Source organism: Mesorhizobium sp. LjNodule214, assembly GCF_964252735.1.
Lineage (GTDB): Bacteria > Pseudomonadota > Alphaproteobacteria > Rhizobiales > Rhizobiaceae > Mesorhizobium.
The window spans coordinates 306,968-323,521 of sequence record NZ_CAXUPE020000004.1 but is presented as its reverse complement, the minus strand read 5'-3'; the positions used below and the strand labels follow the sequence as shown (position 1 = coordinate 323,521).

Here is a 16,554-nt window from a genome sequence, read left to right as displayed (position 1 = left end):
TGATCGACTGATATTGCCGATCACCTTCCGCAACTCGAGCGGCTGTAGCAGCGCATGCCGTTACATCGGATGCGCAAGTGTCGTCTGACAATCTCGCCGGAAAACTGCCGTCTCAACAATTCGGCCAGCCTGTCGTTGCGACATCGCTCACTAGCCATACTCATAAAACCTGTTCTGGTTTGCCTCGCCTTGCCTAGCCGCCGGTCGCCTGACAGCCCACATGCCGACGCAGGTTAGGTCTGCCAGCCACCGCAGGGCATGTGACGTGGGACTGTCAGGTTCGACCGTATACGTCCTCAAGCCGCACGATGTCATCTTCGCCGAGATACTCGCCGCTTTGGACCTCGATCATCACCAGTCCGATATTGCCGGGGTTTTCGAGCCGGTGTTTGTGGCCGCAAGGGATATAGGTGGATTGATTAGTGGTCAGGAGTAGCTCCTGGTCGCCGTTGACTATTTTCGCAGTGCCGCTGACCACGACCCAGTGCTCGGAGCGGTGATGGTGCATCTGCAGGCTCAAGCGTCCGCCCGGCTTCACCTCGATGCGCTTGATCTTGAAGCGCTCGCTTTCCTCCAGAACCGTGTAGGTGCCCCAGGGCCGGTGCACGGTACTGTGAAGCAAGTGCGCTTCATGTCCCGCAGCCTTGAGGCCCTCGAAGAGTTTCTTGACGTCCTGGACGCGATCGCGGGAGGCGACAAGCAATGCATCGGGGGAATCCACGATCACCAGGTCGCTGATGCCGACGGTGCCGATGACGCGTTTGTCCGAGCTTATGTAACTGCCCACGGTGTCGACCACATGGACATCGCCGCGAATCCTGTTGCCGCTCCCGTCAGCGGCGACCAGTTCGGCCATTGCGTTCCAAGATCCAATGTCGTTCCACCCCATTTCGCAGGGAACGACAGCGAGATTGTGGGTTTTTTCCATCACCGCATGGTCGAGTGAAATACGCGGCGCCATGGCGAAGTGCTCAGATGAGAGTTCGACGCTGGCAACATGTTCGCCGTGGCTGACGCGAGCGTTATCATAGCTATCGAGAACGGCATCGATCACCTGCGGGCAATGCGCAGCCATTTCGTCGAGCATGACCTGCGCCTTGAAGCAGAAGATGCCGGCGTTCCAGAAGAAACGTTTGGACGCGACATAAGATTTGGCCGTCTCGGCGTTCGGTTTCTCGACGAACCGGACAACTTTCTCACCGTCGGCCTCGATGTAGCCGAATGCGGTGTCTGGCCTATCCGGGGTTATGCCCAAGGTTGCGATACGCCCCTGCTGCGCCTGTTCGATTGCCCGGTTCATGGCGGTTTGAAATGCGGGCAGATCACCAATCATATGGTCGGCGGGAAAAACACACAGAACAGCATCGGGACCCTGTGTTGCCTTGGCATGGACGGTTGCCGCAGCGACGGCGGCGGCGGTATCCCGACCCTCAGGCTCAAGCAGAAAGGTGCGTGGCAAAACAACGGAATCCAGCTCGTCGAAAACGTCTTTCGTAAGGAAGAGGTGCCCCGTAGACGTCACGGTAACAAGCTCCACGACATGCTGCATCGAAGCGGCGCGCAACACGGTGTGTTGGATGAGCGAAAGTCCATCCGCCACCTTGAGGAAAGGTTTGGGGTGCGATTGCCTTGAGGCGGGCCAGAGCCGCGAACCAGCTCCACCGCTGATGATGACCGGAACCACTTTCATCAAAGGTCCTCTATCTCGTCTGTAAGCGCGAACGCATGTGCCCCTTGCAGCGTCGAGGCGACGATCGCCATGGCCCTGCTCTCGGTCGAAGCTTCCGAGTAGCAGCGCAGTTCCGGGGCATTGCCGGAAGGCCGCAGATGTATGATCTCACCTGAAAGCATCCGCGCCCTGAGGCCATCGGTTTCGTCAATTTCGGCGACGGTCCCGAACGAGGCAAGAAAGTGCTGCAGTGCGTTCCGGCTTGCGAGATGATCCATCAATCTGCGCGAACTTTCCGCTGGGAAGTTCTGAAGCCGGTCACTGGCGCACACAGGAAGATTCCAAAGCCCGCGCAGTCGCGACAGCTTCTTTTTTGTCGACGCCATGGTACTGAGGACGGCCAAAATCGGGAGGAATGAGTCCCGCGTCGGCAGTGCAGTCAATGTCTTGCCATTCACGACACAATCCGAGCCCAGCAGAACACCACCATTGGCCTCAAAGCCGACGATGACGCCGCCGGCGCCGTGTAATGCTTCCATTGCTTCAATGACAAATGGAGACCCGACTTTCGTCCTCTGGACCGCGAAACCAAAGGCCTTCGAAATTCCCGAATTGGAGGTCACTGGCGTCACGATCGTGTCTGCCTTCAGGAAAAGAGCCGTTGCAAGCCCAACCAGGTCGCCGCGAAGAAGATCGCCATTTTCATCAGCGATGAGTGGCCGATCAGCGTCCGCATCGGTCGACACGATGGCATCGAGACCGAATTCGCGGACCCACTTCTTCAATTTTGCGATTGTTGCTGCGTCCACCGCTTCGGTATCGACAGGTACGAAGGTCCCGGTTTTCCCGACGGCGACCACGCTGGCACCGAGCGATCGAAGAACCTGTACCAACAGTTCCGCCGCGACCGAACTGTGCTGATAGACACCAAGTCTCATGCCGGAAAGTGAGCCCGGCTCCAGCATGTCATGGGCGCGCTCTCGATAAGAGGCGATCGCTTCTTCACGGTGCATAGGCCACGTCGTTCCCAGACAAGCCGTTGGTAAGCAATACGCAATTGATCTTTCGGCTACAAAGTGCGTAATCGCGGCCTCATCCGCCTTGCTGATTTCACCATTCGGGCCATAGAATTTGATGCCATTGCGATCGGCTGGAATGTGCGACCCGGTGACCATAAGAGCCGCCGCGCCGTGTTTGCATGCATATAGTGCCAGGGCAGGCGTGGGTATGGTGCCGCAATCGATCGGCTGGAAACCATTTGCGGCCAACGCCGCCATGCAATTGTTCGCTATCGCCTGACTGCTGTCACGTAGGTCGCGGCCTATGAAGACCGAACTATTCGGCTGAACCCGGCTGGAAATCAAACGCCAAGCGAAAGCTTCGGTATAAAGTCCGCTGGCCTTGCCGACCAATTCCGAAGCCAAACCTCGAACGCCGCTTGACCCGAATTTCATGATTTCGCTTTGCTAGTGGACAGGCAGGGTGGGGTAATGTTGCAATGGGCTAGTACTTTCTACTGCAAGCGCCATCGTTCTCAGGCACCTGCTGTTCAGGTATGCGGTCTCTACAACACGGTGTGGCGTAAGGACCCCTCAGAGTTCCGCCGAACAGCAGGGCATCCACTGGCACAGGGGCATCCACAGTTCTCCTTCTAATGGAATCTTTTGGCGCGCTCATCTAATGATCAAGGAAGTGGAGTGATCGATCGGTGCCTGCCGGTATTTCGCTATGCAGCATCATGACAGGTCCGTAAACTTGGTTGTTTGGATGGAACTCATCCATGGCATGGATAGGGCTAGAAAGCCGTCTCGATCAGCGCAATGGAACCCTGTGATTCTTGGGTAATGGATTAAGGTCAGCCAGAGCGCTCGCCGACCATGGCGTCGCCTAGGGCGCTGGACCCAAGCAGGAACCGATGCTTGGATCAGTTGGGGCGACGATCAGCGCCGACAATGTCTTGCCTCGCGACGCCTTCAGAAAGTTGTTTCTGGAATTGCGTTCGATCAAGGCCCAGCGCAAAACCTTGATGCAGTCGTCGCCGCCGCAATCTTCGCCTTCGGCTTTGTCTACATCCATCCGTTCGAGGACGGAAACGGCCGCATTCACCGCTACCTGATCCACCACGTCCTTGCCATGCACCGCTTCAATCGCCGGGAGTGGTGTTTCCCGTCTCGGCCGCGATCCTGGACCAGATCGACGAGTACAGGCGCGTGCTGGAGAGCAATTCGAAGCGCCTTCTGCCATTGGTCGAATGGGAACCGACGCCGCAATTCAACGTCCGGGTGCTGAATGACACACCGGGGATTTCTACCGATACTTCGATGCAACCCCGCACGCCGAATTTCTTTATGCCTGCGCTCGGCGGACGATCGAACGGTACCTTCCTGGCGAAACAGCTTTTCTGCAGCGCTACGATCAATTCCGGCAATAGGTGAATGCCTTTATCGACATGCCCGAGCGGCTGATCGATCTGCTCTTCCGTTTCCTTAACCAGAATGGTGGCCCCTATCGAGCCGCGCCCTCGGAAAGGAATTCCCAGCTCTGACCAATGACGAGGCGCGGCGGCTCGAGGCGATCTATGCGCAGACCAGAAAACGGCAAAGCACGAGGCAGAAGCCTTTCACTGGACTGCCGGTCGACCCTTGCGTTGTCGCCGAAACTCGGGACGTCATGTGCTGGGGCAAACCGGACAAGCCGAAGGTGTGTCGGGAATGCTGCTGCGCCACGGCAGTGATTTCTGCATCGTCTATACGCCTATATACGCAGTGCCGGCGTCAGCACCCCAGCGGTCGAAGATACGCGACAAGTCGCGTGCAAAGTCATCTTGGGGACGCTGACAACAAGGTACGTGGGCTCAATCGCGTCCACCCCATTCACAAAACCGGCTCCGTGGAGTAGTGGGAACGCAGAGAAATCTCCGGTCGCAGCCTTACCCGGTCAAAACAAGGACTCAAACCATGAATGCCCTCGTCATCTGCTCCGGCGGATTGGACTCTGTTTCGCTCGCTCACAAAGTGGCGACCGAGCAGAAACTCATTGGCCTGCTTTCGTTCGATTACGGCCAGAGGCACAAAAAGGAACTCGGCTTTGCCGCCATCTGCGCCAAGCGGCTGGCTGTTCCGCACCAGATCGTCGATATCCGCGATGTCGGCCGGAACCTGAGCGGCTCGGCGCTGACTGATAATGTGGACGTGCCCGACGGGCACTATGCCGAAGACTCCATGAGGATCACGGTGGTGCCGAATAGGAACGCCATCATGCTGGCCATCGCCTTCGGGGTTGCCGCCGCGCAGAAGGCCGATGCGGTGGCCACTGCCGTCCACGGCGGAGATCATTTCATCTATCCCGATTGCCGGCCCGCTTTTATCGACGCCTTTCAGACGATGCAGAACCATGCGCTCGCAGGCTACGCCGATATCCGCCTGTACGCTCCGTATGTGAATATGTCGAAGGCCGACATCGTCAGCGAGGGGGCAAAGTACGCCACACCGTTCGAGGCGACGTGGTCCTGCTACAAGGGCGGCGCACGTCATTGCGGTCGCTGCGGGACATGCGTCGAACGGCGCGAAGCATTCGATCTGGCCGGCATCACCGACCCGACAGATTATGAGGACGCAGACTTCTGGCTCCACGCTATCCAGACAAGGAGCGCGTGATGTTCCGCATTACCAAAGAGTTCCACTTCTCGGCCTCGCATCAGCTCACCTCCTTGCCACCAGATCATCAGTGCGCACGTCTGCACGGCCACAACTACATCGTCGTAGTGGAGCTTTCAGGTGGCGAACTGGACGAACACGGCTTTGTGCGCGACTACCAAGATCTGGCGGCGTTCAAGCACTACATCGATGGGACGTTCGACCATCGGCATCTTAACGACGTGCTGGGGCATGACCATGCCACAGCGGAATGTCTGGCCAGGCACTTCTACGACTGGTGCAAGGTGCGGCTACCCGAAACCTCCGCCGTGCGGGTGAGCGAGACGCCGAAAACCTGGGCGGAATACCGACCATGACTTGCGCGTTGCATCCCGGAATCCGGGTGAGCGAGATTTTTGGGCCGACCATTCAGGGCGAAGGCGTGCTGATCGGCTTGCCGACGGTGTTCGTAAGAACCGGCGGGTGCGATTATCGCTGTTCCTGGTGCGACAGCCTGCATGCGGTGGACCGTCGCTTCCGCCATGATTGGGAGATGATGTCTCCCGACGCGGTTTGGCAAAAGGTCATTGCGCTTTCCGGCGGTCAGCCCGTGATGGTATCGCTGTCGGGCGGCAATCCGGCCATCCAGCCGCTTGGCCAGTTGATCGACCGCGGGCATGGTGAGGGCTACCGTTTTGCATTGGAAACCCAAGGCTCGGTGTCTAAGCAATGGTTCGCGGATCTCGACGTGCTGGTATTAAGCCCCAAGCCGCCCTCAAGCGAAATGACGACAGATTGGGCCGCGTTCGACGCCTGCTTAGAGGCGGCGCAGGATAAGCCGCAGATGGCGCTCAAGCTCGTTGTCTTCGACGATGATGACTATGCCTATGCCAAAGACGCCGCGGCGCGCTACCCGCAATTACCCGTCTATCTGCAGCCCGGCAATCACACGCCGCCGCGTCCCGGCGACGAAGACGCGTTCATCGACATGGCCGGTGTGATGAGGCGCATGGAATGGCTGGTTGAAAAGGTGACCCGTGACAGGTGGTTCGAGGCGCGTGTACTGCCGCAGCTTCATGTTCTGCTCTGGGGAAACAAACGGGGCGTCTAGCCGAAGGGGAAGGATTGCCGACGACGAGCAAGACAGACATCTATAGCAATCTCACCCAACTGGGCGGCAGCAGTCTCGTTCCGGAAAGCCCCGAAAACACCGTGCTGGAAAAGGGACCGAATCCGCATGAGGGCTCGCCTTATTGGGGGCGCTTCACCGCTCGTCTGGGCGTGACTTGCTCTCGATACGTGCGCGCGCTTCCGCTGGGTTTGATTGGTAGCAGATCACCGCCGTCGGCCAAATGCGCTTGACAAAATAGCGCCGGCCCTTTCAATTCGATGCATTCACCAGGGGAGTCCCGGCAAGGGGCTGAGATACTGCTGGCTTTCGCGGCGCAGTGACCCGTTGAACCTGATCCAGTTCATACTGGCGTAGGGACGGTGCAAGCGCTTTGCGGGAGTTCACGCCCGAAGACCTGTTTTGAACAGGTCGACAAAAGCGTCTTTTCATCCTTCCGGCACAGAACTGGGTCTCCAATGCATGAGCAAAGGAGCCTCAAATGAATGCCCTCACCCCCGCCGTATCGACGGGACCACTGCCCGCCTCACGGAAAATCCATAAGCCCGGTGCCATCCACCCCCAGATCAGGGTGCCGATGCGCGAAATTTCCGTCCATCCGACGGCGGGTGAACCGCCCGTCATCGTCTATGATCCGTCCGGCCCCTATACCGACCCGACTGCCGAAACCAGCATCGAAAACGGCCTCGCCCGGCTTCGCCATGAATGGATTGCGGCGCGCGGCGATGTCGAAGCCTATGATGGCCGCCATGTCCGGCCGGAAGACAACGGATTCGTGGTGGGCGAGCGCCTGACACCGGAATTTCCGGTCCGCAACCGGCCGCTCAGGGCCAAGGCCGGCAAGGCGGTGACTCAGCTTGCCTACGCGCGCGCCGGCATCATTACGCCTGAGATGGAGTTCGTCGCCATCCGCGAGAACCTCGGTCGCGAGATCCTGCACGGCAAGCTGCAGCGCGACGGCGAGCCTTTCGGCGCGACGCTGCCCGATTTCGTCACGCCGGAATTCGTGCGCGACGAGGTGGCGCGCGGGCGGGCAATCATTCCCGCCAACATCAATCATCCCGAGAGCGAGCCGATGATCATCGGCCGCAATTTCCTGGTGAAGATCAACGCCAATATCGGCAATTCCGCCGTCACCTCTTCGATGGCCGAAGAGGTCGAAAAGATGGTCTGGGCGATCCGCTGGGGCGCCGATACGGTGATGGACCTGTCGACCGGCCGCAACATACACAATATCCGCGACTGGATCGTGCGCAATTCACCGGTGCCGATCGGCACCGTGCCGCTTTACCAGGCGTTGGAAAAGGTCGGCGGCGTTGCTGAGGACCTGACCTGGGAGGTCTACCGCGACACGCTGATCGAACAGGCCGAACAGGGCGTCGACTATTTCACCATCCACGCCGGCGTGCGGCTGCACTACATCCCGCTGACCGTCGACCGGGTCACGGGCATCGTCTCGCGCGGTGGGTCGATCATGGCCAAATGGTGCCTGCACCATCACCGGGAGAGCTTCCTTTACGAGCATTTCGCCGAAATCTGCGACATCTGCCGCGCCTATGACGTGTCCTTTTCGCTCGGCGACGGCCTTCGTCCGGGCTCGATTGCCGACGCCAACGACGCGGCGCAATTCGCAGAGCTGGAAACGCTCGGCGAGCTGACGAAGATCGCCTGGGCAAAAGACTGCCAGGTGATGATCGAGGGGCCCGGCCACGTACCGATGCACAAGATCAAGGAGAACATGGACAAGCAACTCGCCGTCTGCGGCGAGGCGCCATTCTATACGCTTGGACCGCTGACGACCGACATTGCGCCGGGCTACGACCACATCACCTCAGGCATCGGCGCCGCGATGATCGGTTGGTTCGGCACCGCCATGCTCTGCTACGTCACGCCCAAGGAGCATCTCGGCCTTCCCGATCGCAACGATGTCAAGATTGGTGTGATCACCTACAAGATAGCCGCCCATGCCGCCGACCTGGCGAAGGGCCACCCGGCAGCGAAAACCAGGGATGATGCCCTTTCGCGCGCGCGCTTCGAGTTCCGCTGGGAAGACCAGTTCAACCTGTCGCTCGACCCCGAAACCGCGCGGTCCTTCCACGACCAGACCTTGCCCAAGGAGGCCCACAAGCTGGCGCATTTCTGCTCGATGTGCGGGCCGAAATTCTGCTCAATGCGTATCTCCCACGACATCCGTGCCGAGGCACAGAAAGAGGGCATGGCGGCGATGGCGGCGAAATACCGCGAGGGCGGCGATCTCTACATGCCAGCTGACGAGACCGGCGTACCGCTCATGCCAGAGGCGCCGGAACGGTCATGAGGGTGCTGGTCAAAGGGGCCGGCGTCGCCGGCCTCACCGCGGCCTTCGAACTCGCCGCCCGCGGCGCGACGGTCACAGTCGCCGAGATCCGGCACGGCCTTGGTGGCAATGCGTCGTGGTTCGCCGGCGGCATGCTGGCGCCATGGTGCGAGCGTGAAAGCGCCGAGCGGCCGGTGCTGGATCTCGGACGCAACGCCGCCGACTGGTGGGATGCGGCACTGCCGGGTCAGGTGACACGGGCCGGAACACTGGTCGTGGCCGCGCCGCGTGACACTGGCGAGCTCGACCGGTTCGCCAGTCGCACGTCGGGGCATCGGCGTGTCGATGAAGACGAAACCGCGATCCTGGAGCCCGACCTCGCCGGCCGCTTCCGCTGCGGACTGCTCTTCCCCGGCGAGGCCCATCTCGACCCGCGCCAGGCGATGGCGGCACTTCATAGCAAGCTCGCAGCCATGGGTGTCGAATTCCACTTTGGCGCCGACGCCGGGCATGTTTCCGGTTTCGATCGTCAGATCGACTGCACGGGATTGGCAGCAGCCGATGACAGGCTGCGTGGCGTTCGTGGCGAAATGCTGATCCTGCGCACGTCTGATATCTCGCTGTCGCGCCCGGTCCGTCTGCTTCATCCGCGCTTTCCGCTCTACGTGGTGCCACGCACCGACCACCGTTTCATGGTTGGGGCGACGATGATCGAAAGCCAATCCGGGGGACCGGTCACGGCGCGTTCGATGATGGAGCTTTTGGGCGCGGCCTACGCTCTCCATCCGGCATTTGGTGAGGCTGGCGTTATTGAGACCGGCGCCGCAGTTCGTCCGGCCTTTCCAGACAACCTGCCGCGTGTCGAGGCCCATGGAAGCACCGTCGCAATCAACGGGCTTTATCGTCACGGTTTTCTCCTCGCCCCCGCCATGGCGCGCCAGGCGACCGACCTGGTTTTCAATCAAGACGGAACCAAGGAGCTTGCTCATGAAACTGTTGGTCAACGGCGAAGCGCATGAGGTTGCCGCCACCACCCTGGCCGAGCTGCTTGCCGCGCTCGACTATGAGAGCGATTGGCTGGCGACCGCCGTCAACAGCGACCTCGTACACAAAGCCAACCGAGCGGAATTCCGGTTGAGCGACGGCGATCGGATCGAAATCCTCTCGCCCATGCAGGGAGGCTAGCATGTTCGACCTTCTTGGGACGACGCTCCCTTCCCGCCTGCTTCTCGGCACCGCGCAATATCCTTCGCCGGCCATCCTTGCCGATGCGGTCAAGGCATCGGGCACGTCGGTGGTGACCGTCTCGCTGCGCCGTGAGATGGCAGGTGGCAGGGCCGGCGAGAAATTCTGGTCGTTGATCCGCTCGCTGGGCGTCAGAATCCTGCCCAACACTGCCGGCTGTCACTCCGTAAAGGAAGCGGTCACCACTGCGAAAATGGCGCGCGACGTCTTCGGTACGAGCTGGATCAAGCTCGAAGTGATCGGCAACCACGACACGCTGCAGCCAGACGTGTTCGGCCTGGTCGAAGCCGCCCGCATCCTGTGCGAGGACGGCTTTGCGGTATTTCCCTACACCACCGACGACCTTGTTGTCGCCGAGCGGCTGCTTGCGGCGGGCTGCAAGGTCTTGATGCCGTGGTGCGCACCGATCGGTTCCGCCCTCGGGCCGATCAACATCATGGCGCTGCGCTCGATGCGCGCACATTTCCCAGGCGTCCCGCTGATTGTGGATGCAGGGGTCGGACGGCCGTCGCACGCGGCGACCGTCATGGAACTCGGCTTTGACGCCGTGCTCCTGAATACGGCGGTCGCCAAGGCGGCCGATCCGGTCGGCATGGCGCGTGCTTTCGGCAAGGCGGTCGAGGCCGGCCGTGAAGCTTTCGGTTCGGGAATGCTCGAACCGCGCGACGTCGCCGTGCCATCGACACCGACGATCGGCAGGGCAGTTTTTTCATGAAGCTCGATCCCTTCTATCTGATCGTCGAAAGTGCAGCCTGGATCGATCGGCTGGTGCCGCTCGGCGTCAAGCTGGTGCAGCTTCGCATCAAGACCATGGGCGAAGCCGGATTGCGCGCTGAGATCCGCACAGCGAAGGCCATGTGCGCTCGATACGGGTGCCAGCTCATCATCAATGATTACTGGCGACTGGCCATCGAGGAAGGCTGCGACTTCGTTCATCTCGGTCAGGAGGATCTGCAAACCGCCGACCGTTCGCGGATTCGGGTAGCCGGCGTGAGGCTCGGACTGAGCACCCATGATGGTGTCGAACTGGACACGGCCGTGGCCGCCGAGCCTGACTATATCGCGCTTGGGCCCATCTACCCGACCATCCTGAAGAAGATGAAATGGGCGCCGCAGGGACTCGAACGGATCAGAGAATGGAAGCATCGGGTAGCGCCAATCCCATTGGTCGCCATTGGCGGTCTCAACCCTGACAGGCTCGACGGAGTTTTCGCGGCTGACGCCGACAGCGCGGCAGTGGTCACCGACATCACGCTGAATGCCGATCCCGAAGCGCGCACACGAGAATGGATCGAAAAGACGGAGCGATGGCGCTGAGGCGAGAACCGCATGTGCTTGTCGTTGGCGGGTCGGACTCCAGCGGTGGAGCTGGAATTGCCCGCGATATAGAGACGGTTTCCGCCTTCGGGCTGCGCAGTTGTCTTGCCATCACCGCCGTGACAGTCCAGACGCACTCGGCTGTCGAGCACGTCAAGCTTGTGCCGTCGGAGCTTGTCGCCGCTCAGATGCGCGCCGCGTTCGCTGCCAACGCTGTCGCGGCCGTCAAGATAGGCATGATTGGGACATCGGCGGCTGTTGAGGCAGTCGGCGCTGTTTTGGTCAACCGCCAAGTGCCTGTGGTACTCGACCCGGTCCTGGCCTCTACCTCGGGACGCAATCTGCTGGCGGACGATGCCATTAATATGCTGCGCCACGATCTGATGCCGATCTGCCGGCTTGTAACGCCTAACCTGGTCGAGCTGGCTGCGCTTACCGGCTCGTCACCGGCCGCGGACGAAGAAGGGGCTTGTCGTCAGGCTGAAGAGCTATCGAGGACGGTGAGGACCGCCGTACTCGTCAAGGGCGGCCATGCACAAGGAACCCGTTGCGTCGACGTGCTTTTGCAGCCGAACCAACCTGCAGTTCGGTTCGAGGCGCCCCGCTTGCCGCAAGGGATGCGCGGAACGGGTTGCATGATGGCCAGCGCAGTCGCCGCCTCGCTTGGTCTTGGAGCGTCGCTGGAAGCGAGCGTGCGCCAAGCCAAGCAACATGTTTTCGATGCGCTTGCCGGATTGAAGGATATCGGGCCGATAAGCTAATCGGGCCGAACGTATCCAACGCTCCGATCAAGTCTGGCAGGCGATCGTGGGTCTACTCCTAGGACATGAAGGCCCGATCCGAGGGGTGAGAATGCGGCATACACGGTCGCTGTCGCCTATGAACAACACGCCGCTTTGAGGAGGAGCCGCATGCCTCTGTGCCAACCGGTTGATGGGTCATCCGAAACCCGCACCTAGTCGTCGCTAGCGACGCATGCCGCTTGGCACGTTGTTGGGTGAGCGAAGTTCGAACCGGGGTTAGCCAACTCGAGCCATAATTGCGGATTGAATCGCCGTTGCGGTATATAGGGAAGCATCTAACGACAGATTCCCAAACGCCGGTTGACAAAGGAGGTAGTTTGCACCTGCCGCTTCCAGCTGATCAAGAAGAGCTTGTCCCGCAGATGCTGCCGTTCCTACTACGCACAATTCCTTCTCGATTGCTGCATCGAAGGTCAGCGGCAGGTTTGGTGGAGTCGGCATGCCATTGAGATCATAAAGGAATTTAAAGCTCTTGAGCCACCGTTCGTAAGCAGGTGCGGCGAGTGAACGTGCATCTGTTTCAGAGCGCCCAATCACGACCATTCGGAGCAATCCAAGAAATGGCGCTTGGTCGTCCGCCTCACTGGTGTGCTCTCGACCGGCGCGGAAGGCATCAGTGATTCTTCGAACGGAAGAGGAAGGCCCCACGCACGCGATGTTCATGCCATTCGCAGCGGCCCAGCCTGCCGATTCCGGTCGATTGGTGGCGATCCAAGTCGGCGGATGTGGACGCTGATGAGTTCTTAACGTCAGCGGAACGCTGTTCAACTCAAAATGGCGACCTTGATAGGATAGCGTGCCGCCCTTCAGCGCATTGATAAGAATTTCGCTGGCTTCCGCATAGTGGTTTGGCGCCGCGTCCGAGCCAATCCCGAAGTAACCCAATTCGATCGGGAGCGAGCCGCGCCCTATCCCAAGTTCGAGCCTGCCACCGCTCAATTGGTCCAGCATACAGATCTCTTCGAACGCACGTAGCGGATGATAGAGGGCAAGCAGCATTACCAACGGGCCGACACGAAGGCGACGGGTTCGCTGGACTACGCTCGACAAGAACAGATTCGGTGAGGGACCTCTCCCATGTGGGGTACAATGGTGCTCTGCGAGATGATATGCATAGAACCCAAGGTGATCGCACGCCTCCGCTAACATCAGGCGATCTTCGTACTGTCGGGCGATATCGGGGCCGTCCTCGTCCAGATGATCGAAGATGCCGACAGCTAGGCCTGAAGGAAAGGCCATATCCATGATATTGTCTCCATTTTTGACGCAACAAGTCCGGTTGCTTGCGTATTCCAAGCAATTTAAAGATTTATCGCTTGTGTAATCGCTCGGATTATTGCCTGCGCAATGCTCAAGCGGAGGCTCACGCAACCTAATACGGGCATATTGACATATTAACTATTCTACAAATACGACCAGCGGCACAAAGAAATGCATCCATTTGCTCTTTTGTACCGATGCTGACGCGGATGTAATTTTCCAAACCTTTATCTGGAAAGACGGCAACAAGTATTTTTTGCCTTGCAAAGGCTGATTGCCACCATGAGCCGTCCTGTCCCGTTGGCACGCGGGCAAGCAAGAAGTTTGCGTGGGAAGGGATTACGGAAAATCCAAGTTGCGACAGCGCGAGTGTTACTCGCCGTCGTTCATGCCTGATGTGTCTGTGGTTGTCTGCATAGGCGGCGCGGTGCGCAAGGACGCTGATACCAACCGCATGCCCGACCACATTCATGTTGAAGACGTTCTGGATGTTGCGTAGCCTGCCGATAATTTCAGGGTGACCGAAACCGAAACCGACGCGAATGCCGGCGGTAGCATAGCTTTTCGAAAGTGTTCTCAAGACCAGAAGGTTCGAATAGCGATTGATGAGGCGCAGACCATTCTCGGGTGCAAAGTCGACGTAGGCCTCATCCAGCACGATCAAGCGGTCTGATTTCGCTACTAGGCCTTCGATATCGGCCACAGGAACGAACGTTCCGGTCGGATTGTTCGGATTGGCTAAAATAATGAACTTGGCGTTCTTTGCAGGTCCGAAGAGCAATTGCTCTATCGGCAGGGATTGATCTTCGTCAAATTCGATTTCGACAAATTGAGCACCCTGCAACATGGCAAGTTTGCGGTTGAACGAAAAACCTGGCGACATCATTGCCACGCTATCCCCCGGGGCAAGGAAAGCTCTGTAGATAACTCCAAGCAGTTCCGACGATCCGTTACCGGCGATCACCTGATCCACGGAGACGCCGTAGGCATTGGCGGCTGCTTCTCTCAAGCTGATGTTATCGTCTTCTGGATATAGATACTGCCGTTCGAGGGCCGCAATCGCACTTTGCATTATAATTTTTGGAAGCGGGAATGGGTTCTCATTCGTGTCTAGTTTTATCCAATTTGAATCCGGCGCTGGTCTACCAGATGGCAGAGCATCTAGCTGTCTCGCCACTTGCGAAAGAGACGCAAGCACACTCTGCAGTTTTGCATCGGACATGTTTTTCTCCGTTTGAGTGGGAGGGAATCCGGGATGAACTGTTGGTCGATAGCGCATGGCCGACCGACGATGCGTTTGCAACCGCACGTTGATTCACGAGACCGGAATGGGGCAGGAGAGTCAATCGAGCTTTTCTTTCATTTGCGAAAGGAAACTCGGCCCACATGATAGAATTCTATCAGCGCCATATCTCCGGCGGCAGGAGAAATGTCTGCCCCGGCGCTAACTCGTTCGGGCCTTTTTTGATCGACAGCGACGTTCGCGGAGATCGAGCCGGTCGTGCCATCGGCTAAGATGGGCGAGACCGCGCACCTCATTACTGCGATCGTCTCAGCGTGAGGAGTTCTGGCCGACCTTCGAGGAGCATCTCGCCCGGCTGCCGCCCAGAATGGCAGCTTCCTGTGAGGACCATACGCGGCGACCAGATCCTCAGGCTTTAAGACTCACAGAGGCTGTCGCACGCCGTGCTACCGAAGATTGTTTCCTAAATGGTGGAGAGTGCCCGTGCGGCTTTAGAGGTTGAGTCCCGATGGACATGAAAGAACTCAGAGGTAGACGCCCCGATAACGTCGGCACTGTCAGACAGGTCCGGGCGACCGCTGTAGCCACCAAGCGCAAAGGCCTCAAGGACTACCTGTTCTATGGCGTCATGGCTTGCTCGTTTTCGGGACGATCGGATTTCTTGGTAAAATCATGTAAGGGCTGGCGGGCGCGCCCGAAACGCCTTCGGTGGTCGCGCTCGACAAGACGGCTTCTGTTCCCGCGCCAGCAGAAACGGCATTCGATGGTGGACTCCTCAAGGAGCCTTCCAAGATTGATCGGCCTAGCGAACCGCAGGCCACCCACACGGTTCAGAAAATCACATACTAGACGTTATGTTCCGAGGCCTGAGATCGGTGGCCCGCCCTTTCGTGCGATTAAGAGACGAGGGTTGCTCGGATAGGCCGAGCCGATCCTCACGCACGGAGGACGAGCCATGGGAGAGTATAGCGAAGCATTTGTCGCGTTTGATGTAGCCAAAAAGAAGCATGCTCTGGCGATCGCCGAAGGCGGCCGTACGGGCGAAGTCCGGTTTCTCGGCGAGGTCGAGAATAATCCTGCGACGATAGAGCGGACGATCAAGAAGCTAGGAAAAAGGTACGATCGACTGCACGTCTGCTTCGAGGCCGGGCCGACGAGTTACGGATTGTGCCGTCAGGCCCGCGACCTTGGTCACGACTGCATGGTGGTTGCGCCAGCCCTGATTCCGAAGCGATCGGCGATCGGGCGAGCGCATCAAGACGAACCGACGGGACGCGGTCACTCTGGCGCGGCTGCATCGGGCAGGCGAACTGACCGGAGTGTGGGTACCGGACGTCGTCCACGAGGCTGTCCGCGATCTGGTCCGTGCTCGGGAATCCGGAGCCGACGACCTGCGCCGCAAACGCCAGCAGCTGCTCTCCTTCCTTCTGCGCCATGGTCGGATCTACGAGGGCGGCGGTCATTGGACATTGGCGCACCGGCGCTGGCTTGCCCGCCAGAGCTTCGAGCATCCGGCGCAGCAGATCGTGTTCCAGGAGAAGATCGACGCGATCGAGGACGCGGTTCAGCGGTTACGCCGCTTGCACGAGCAGTTGGGCGCCATCGTGCCCACCTGGTCCATGGCGCGGGTCGTCGAGGCGTATCAGGCGATGCGCGGTGCCTCGTTCCTGGTCGCGGTGATCTTCGCGGCCGAGATCGGGGATGTGCGCCGCTTCGAGACACCACCGCAACTGATGGCCTTCCTCGGCTTGGTTCCGGGGGAGCGTTCGACCGGCGACACGATCCGCCGGTCGAGTCTTACACTCGCCGGCAATCGACGCGCCCGCCGCGCCCTGGTCGAAGCGGCCTGGACTTACCGCTATCCCGCCAGGATCAGCGAGGCCCTGAGGCTCCGGCTCGAGGGGTTACCCAAAGCTGTCCGCGACATCGCCTGGAAGGCACAGGTCCGGGCCATACG

At 59.5% G+C, this 16,554-nt stretch carries 15 protein-coding genes, 1 pseudogene and 1 riboswitch; of the genes and pseudogenes, 11 read left to right on the top strand and 5 right to left on the bottom strand.

What is annotated here, in order from left to right; all coding sequences use genetic code 11:
• Nucleotides 1-274 precede the first annotated feature (274 nt).
• The 3 genes from ACSQ3Z_RS33150 to ACSQ3Z_RS33140 form a co-directional block, all read right to left on the bottom strand.
• A complete protein-coding gene (locus ACSQ3Z_RS33150) occupies nt 275-1,690 on the bottom strand; it encodes a mannose-1-phosphate guanylyltransferase/mannose-6-phosphate isomerase (protein ID WP_006334012.1) in 1,416 nt (471 codons plus the stop codon).
• A complete protein-coding gene (locus ACSQ3Z_RS33145) occupies nt 1,690-3,123 on the bottom strand; it encodes a phosphomannomutase (RefSeq protein WP_436175382.1) in 1,434 nt (477 codons plus the stop codon). Before ACSQ3Z_RS33145 ends, ACSQ3Z_RS33150 begins: the two co-directional genes overlap by 1 nt.
• Nucleotides 3,124-3,556: 433 nt before the next feature.
• Nucleotides 3,557-3,808 carry a hypothetical protein gene (locus tag ACSQ3Z_RS33140; protein WP_436175381.1) on the bottom strand — a complete coding sequence of 84 codons (252 nt, stop codon included), beginning with the start codon at nt 3,806-3,808 and terminating at the stop codon, nt 3,557-3,559.
• Between ACSQ3Z_RS33140 and ACSQ3Z_RS33135 the strand changes: the two genes are divergently transcribed.
• The 10 genes from ACSQ3Z_RS33135 to ACSQ3Z_RS33090 all read left to right on the top strand — a co-directional run bounded on the left by ACSQ3Z_RS33135 (nt 3,716) and on the right by ACSQ3Z_RS33090 (nt 12,052).
• Entirely contained in the window at nt 3,716-3,958 is a 243-nt protein-coding gene (locus tag ACSQ3Z_RS33135; RefSeq protein WP_340163221.1) for a Fic family protein, read from the top strand. The two genes, ACSQ3Z_RS33140 and ACSQ3Z_RS33135, sit on opposite strands and share 93 nt — an antisense overlap.
• Before the next feature lie 668 nt (nt 3,959-4,626).
• Nucleotides 4,627-5,325 carry a 7-cyano-7-deazaguanine synthase QueC gene (gene queC / locus ACSQ3Z_RS33130; RefSeq protein ID WP_096453546.1) on the top strand — a complete coding sequence of 233 codons (699 nt, stop codon included), beginning with the start codon at nt 4,627-4,629 and terminating at the stop codon, nt 5,323-5,325.
• Entirely contained in the window at nt 5,325-5,681 is a 357-nt protein-coding gene (gene queD / locus ACSQ3Z_RS33125; RefSeq protein ID WP_044548957.1) for a 6-carboxytetrahydropterin synthase QueD, read from the top strand. The genes queC and queD overlap by 1 nt, the downstream gene beginning before the upstream one ends.
• Nucleotides 5,678-6,415 carry a 7-carboxy-7-deazaguanine synthase QueE gene (gene queE, locus ACSQ3Z_RS33120; protein ID WP_136617730.1) on the top strand — a complete coding sequence of 246 codons (738 nt, stop codon included), beginning with the start codon at nt 5,678-5,680 and terminating at the stop codon, nt 6,413-6,415. The genes queD and queE overlap by 4 nt, the downstream gene beginning before the upstream one ends.
• A gap of 279 nt (nt 6,416-6,694) precedes the next feature.
• A riboswitch (TPP riboswitch) is annotated at nt 6,695-6,811 on the top strand.
• A 103-nt stretch (nt 6,812-6,914) separates the two neighbouring features.
• A complete protein-coding gene (thiC, locus tag ACSQ3Z_RS33115) occupies nt 6,915-8,750 on the top strand; it encodes a phosphomethylpyrimidine synthase ThiC (protein WP_436175380.1) in 1,836 nt (611 codons plus the stop codon).
• Nucleotides 8,747-9,748 (top strand): glycine oxidase ThiO, encoded by a 1,002-nt coding sequence (gene thiO, locus ACSQ3Z_RS33110; RefSeq protein WP_436175379.1) that lies wholly within the window; start codon nt 8,747-8,749, stop codon nt 9,746-9,748. Before thiC ends, thiO begins: the two co-directional genes overlap by 4 nt.
• Complete coding sequence (thiS, locus tag ACSQ3Z_RS33105) at nt 9,717-9,914, top strand: sulfur carrier protein ThiS (RefSeq protein WP_436175378.1); 198 nt, start codon at nt 9,717-9,719, stop codon at nt 9,912-9,914. The genes thiO and thiS overlap by 32 nt, the downstream gene beginning before the upstream one ends.
• 1 nt (nt 9,915) lies before the next feature.
• Nucleotides 9,916-10,689, top strand: a complete 774-nt coding sequence (locus ACSQ3Z_RS33100; RefSeq protein ID WP_436175377.1) for a thiazole synthase — start codon at nt 9,916-9,918, stop codon at nt 10,687-10,689.
• Nucleotides 10,686-11,291: a thiamine phosphate synthase gene (locus ACSQ3Z_RS33095; RefSeq protein WP_136617735.1), complete on the top strand. Its 606-nt coding sequence runs from the start codon at nt 10,686-10,688 to the stop codon at nt 11,289-11,291. Before ACSQ3Z_RS33100 ends, ACSQ3Z_RS33095 begins: the two co-directional genes overlap by 4 nt.
• Nucleotides 11,282-12,052 carry a hydroxymethylpyrimidine/phosphomethylpyrimidine kinase gene (locus tag ACSQ3Z_RS33090; protein ID WP_436175376.1) on the top strand — a complete coding sequence of 257 codons (771 nt, stop codon included), beginning with the start codon at nt 11,282-11,284 and terminating at the stop codon, nt 12,050-12,052. The genes ACSQ3Z_RS33095 and ACSQ3Z_RS33090 overlap by 10 nt, the downstream gene beginning before the upstream one ends.
• A 258-nt stretch (nt 12,053-12,310) precedes the next feature.
• Here the strand turns inward: ACSQ3Z_RS33090 and ACSQ3Z_RS33085 are convergent, their stop codons facing one another.
• Complete coding sequence (locus ACSQ3Z_RS33085; RefSeq protein ID WP_436175375.1) at nt 12,311-13,339, bottom strand: LLM class flavin-dependent oxidoreductase; 1,029 nt, start codon at nt 13,337-13,339, stop codon at nt 12,311-12,313.
• A gap of 127 nt (nt 13,340-13,466) precedes the next feature.
• Nucleotides 13,467-14,576, bottom strand: a complete 1,110-nt coding sequence (gene hisC, locus ACSQ3Z_RS33080) for a histidinol-phosphate transaminase (protein ID WP_436175374.1) — start codon at nt 14,574-14,576, stop codon at nt 13,467-13,469.
• A gap of 976 nt (nt 14,577-15,552) precedes the next feature.
• On the opposite strand from hisC, the pseudogene ACSQ3Z_RS33075 reads away from it, so the two are divergent.
• Nucleotides 15,553-16,546: pseudogene (locus tag ACSQ3Z_RS33075) on the top strand (IS110 family transposase); the annotation flags it as partial.
• Nucleotides 16,547-16,554: the final 8 nt, after the last annotated feature.

What these genes read in the sequence shown, in the direction of transcription:
- ACSQ3Z_RS33090 (WP_436175376.1), top strand. Translation starts at nt 11,282, where the DNA reads ATGGCGCTGAGGCGAGAACCGCATGTGCTTGTCGTTGGCGGGTCGGAC.
- ACSQ3Z_RS33095 (WP_136617735.1), top strand. Translation starts at nt 10,686, where the DNA reads ATGAAGCTCGATCCCTTCTATCTGATCGTCGAAAGTGCAGCCTGGATC.
- ACSQ3Z_RS33145 (WP_436175382.1), bottom strand. Translation starts at nt 3,123, where the DNA reads ATGAAATTCGGGTCAAGCGGCGTTCGAGGTTTGGCTTCGGAATTGGTC.
- thiO (WP_436175379.1), top strand. Translation starts at nt 8,747, where the DNA reads ATGAGGGTGCTGGTCAAAGGGGCCGGCGTCGCCGGCCTCACCGCGGCC.
- hisC (WP_436175374.1), bottom strand. Translation starts at nt 14,576, where the DNA reads ATGTCCGATGCAAAACTGCAGAGTGTGCTTGCGTCTCTTTCGCAAGTG.
- thiC (WP_436175380.1), top strand. Translation starts at nt 6,915, where the DNA reads ATGAATGCCCTCACCCCCGCCGTATCGACGGGACCACTGCCCGCCTCA.
- queD (WP_044548957.1), top strand. Translation starts at nt 5,325, where the DNA reads ATGTTCCGCATTACCAAAGAGTTCCACTTCTCGGCCTCGCATCAGCTC.
- queE (WP_136617730.1), top strand. Translation starts at nt 5,678, where the DNA reads ATGACTTGCGCGTTGCATCCCGGAATCCGGGTGAGCGAGATTTTTGGG.
- thiS (WP_436175378.1), top strand. Translation starts at nt 9,717, where the DNA reads ATGAAACTGTTGGTCAACGGCGAAGCGCATGAGGTTGCCGCCACCACC.
- queC (WP_096453546.1), top strand. Translation starts at nt 4,627, where the DNA reads ATGAATGCCCTCGTCATCTGCTCCGGCGGATTGGACTCTGTTTCGCTC.
- ACSQ3Z_RS33150 (WP_006334012.1), bottom strand. Translation starts at nt 1,690, where the DNA reads ATGAAAGTGGTTCCGGTCATCATCAGCGGTGGAGCTGGTTCGCGGCTC.
- ACSQ3Z_RS33100 (WP_436175377.1), top strand. Translation starts at nt 9,916, where the DNA reads ATGTTCGACCTTCTTGGGACGACGCTCCCTTCCCGCCTGCTTCTCGGC.
- ACSQ3Z_RS33085 (WP_436175375.1), bottom strand. Translation starts at nt 13,339, where the DNA reads ATGGATATGGCCTTTCCTTCAGGCCTAGCTGTCGGCATCTTCGATCAT.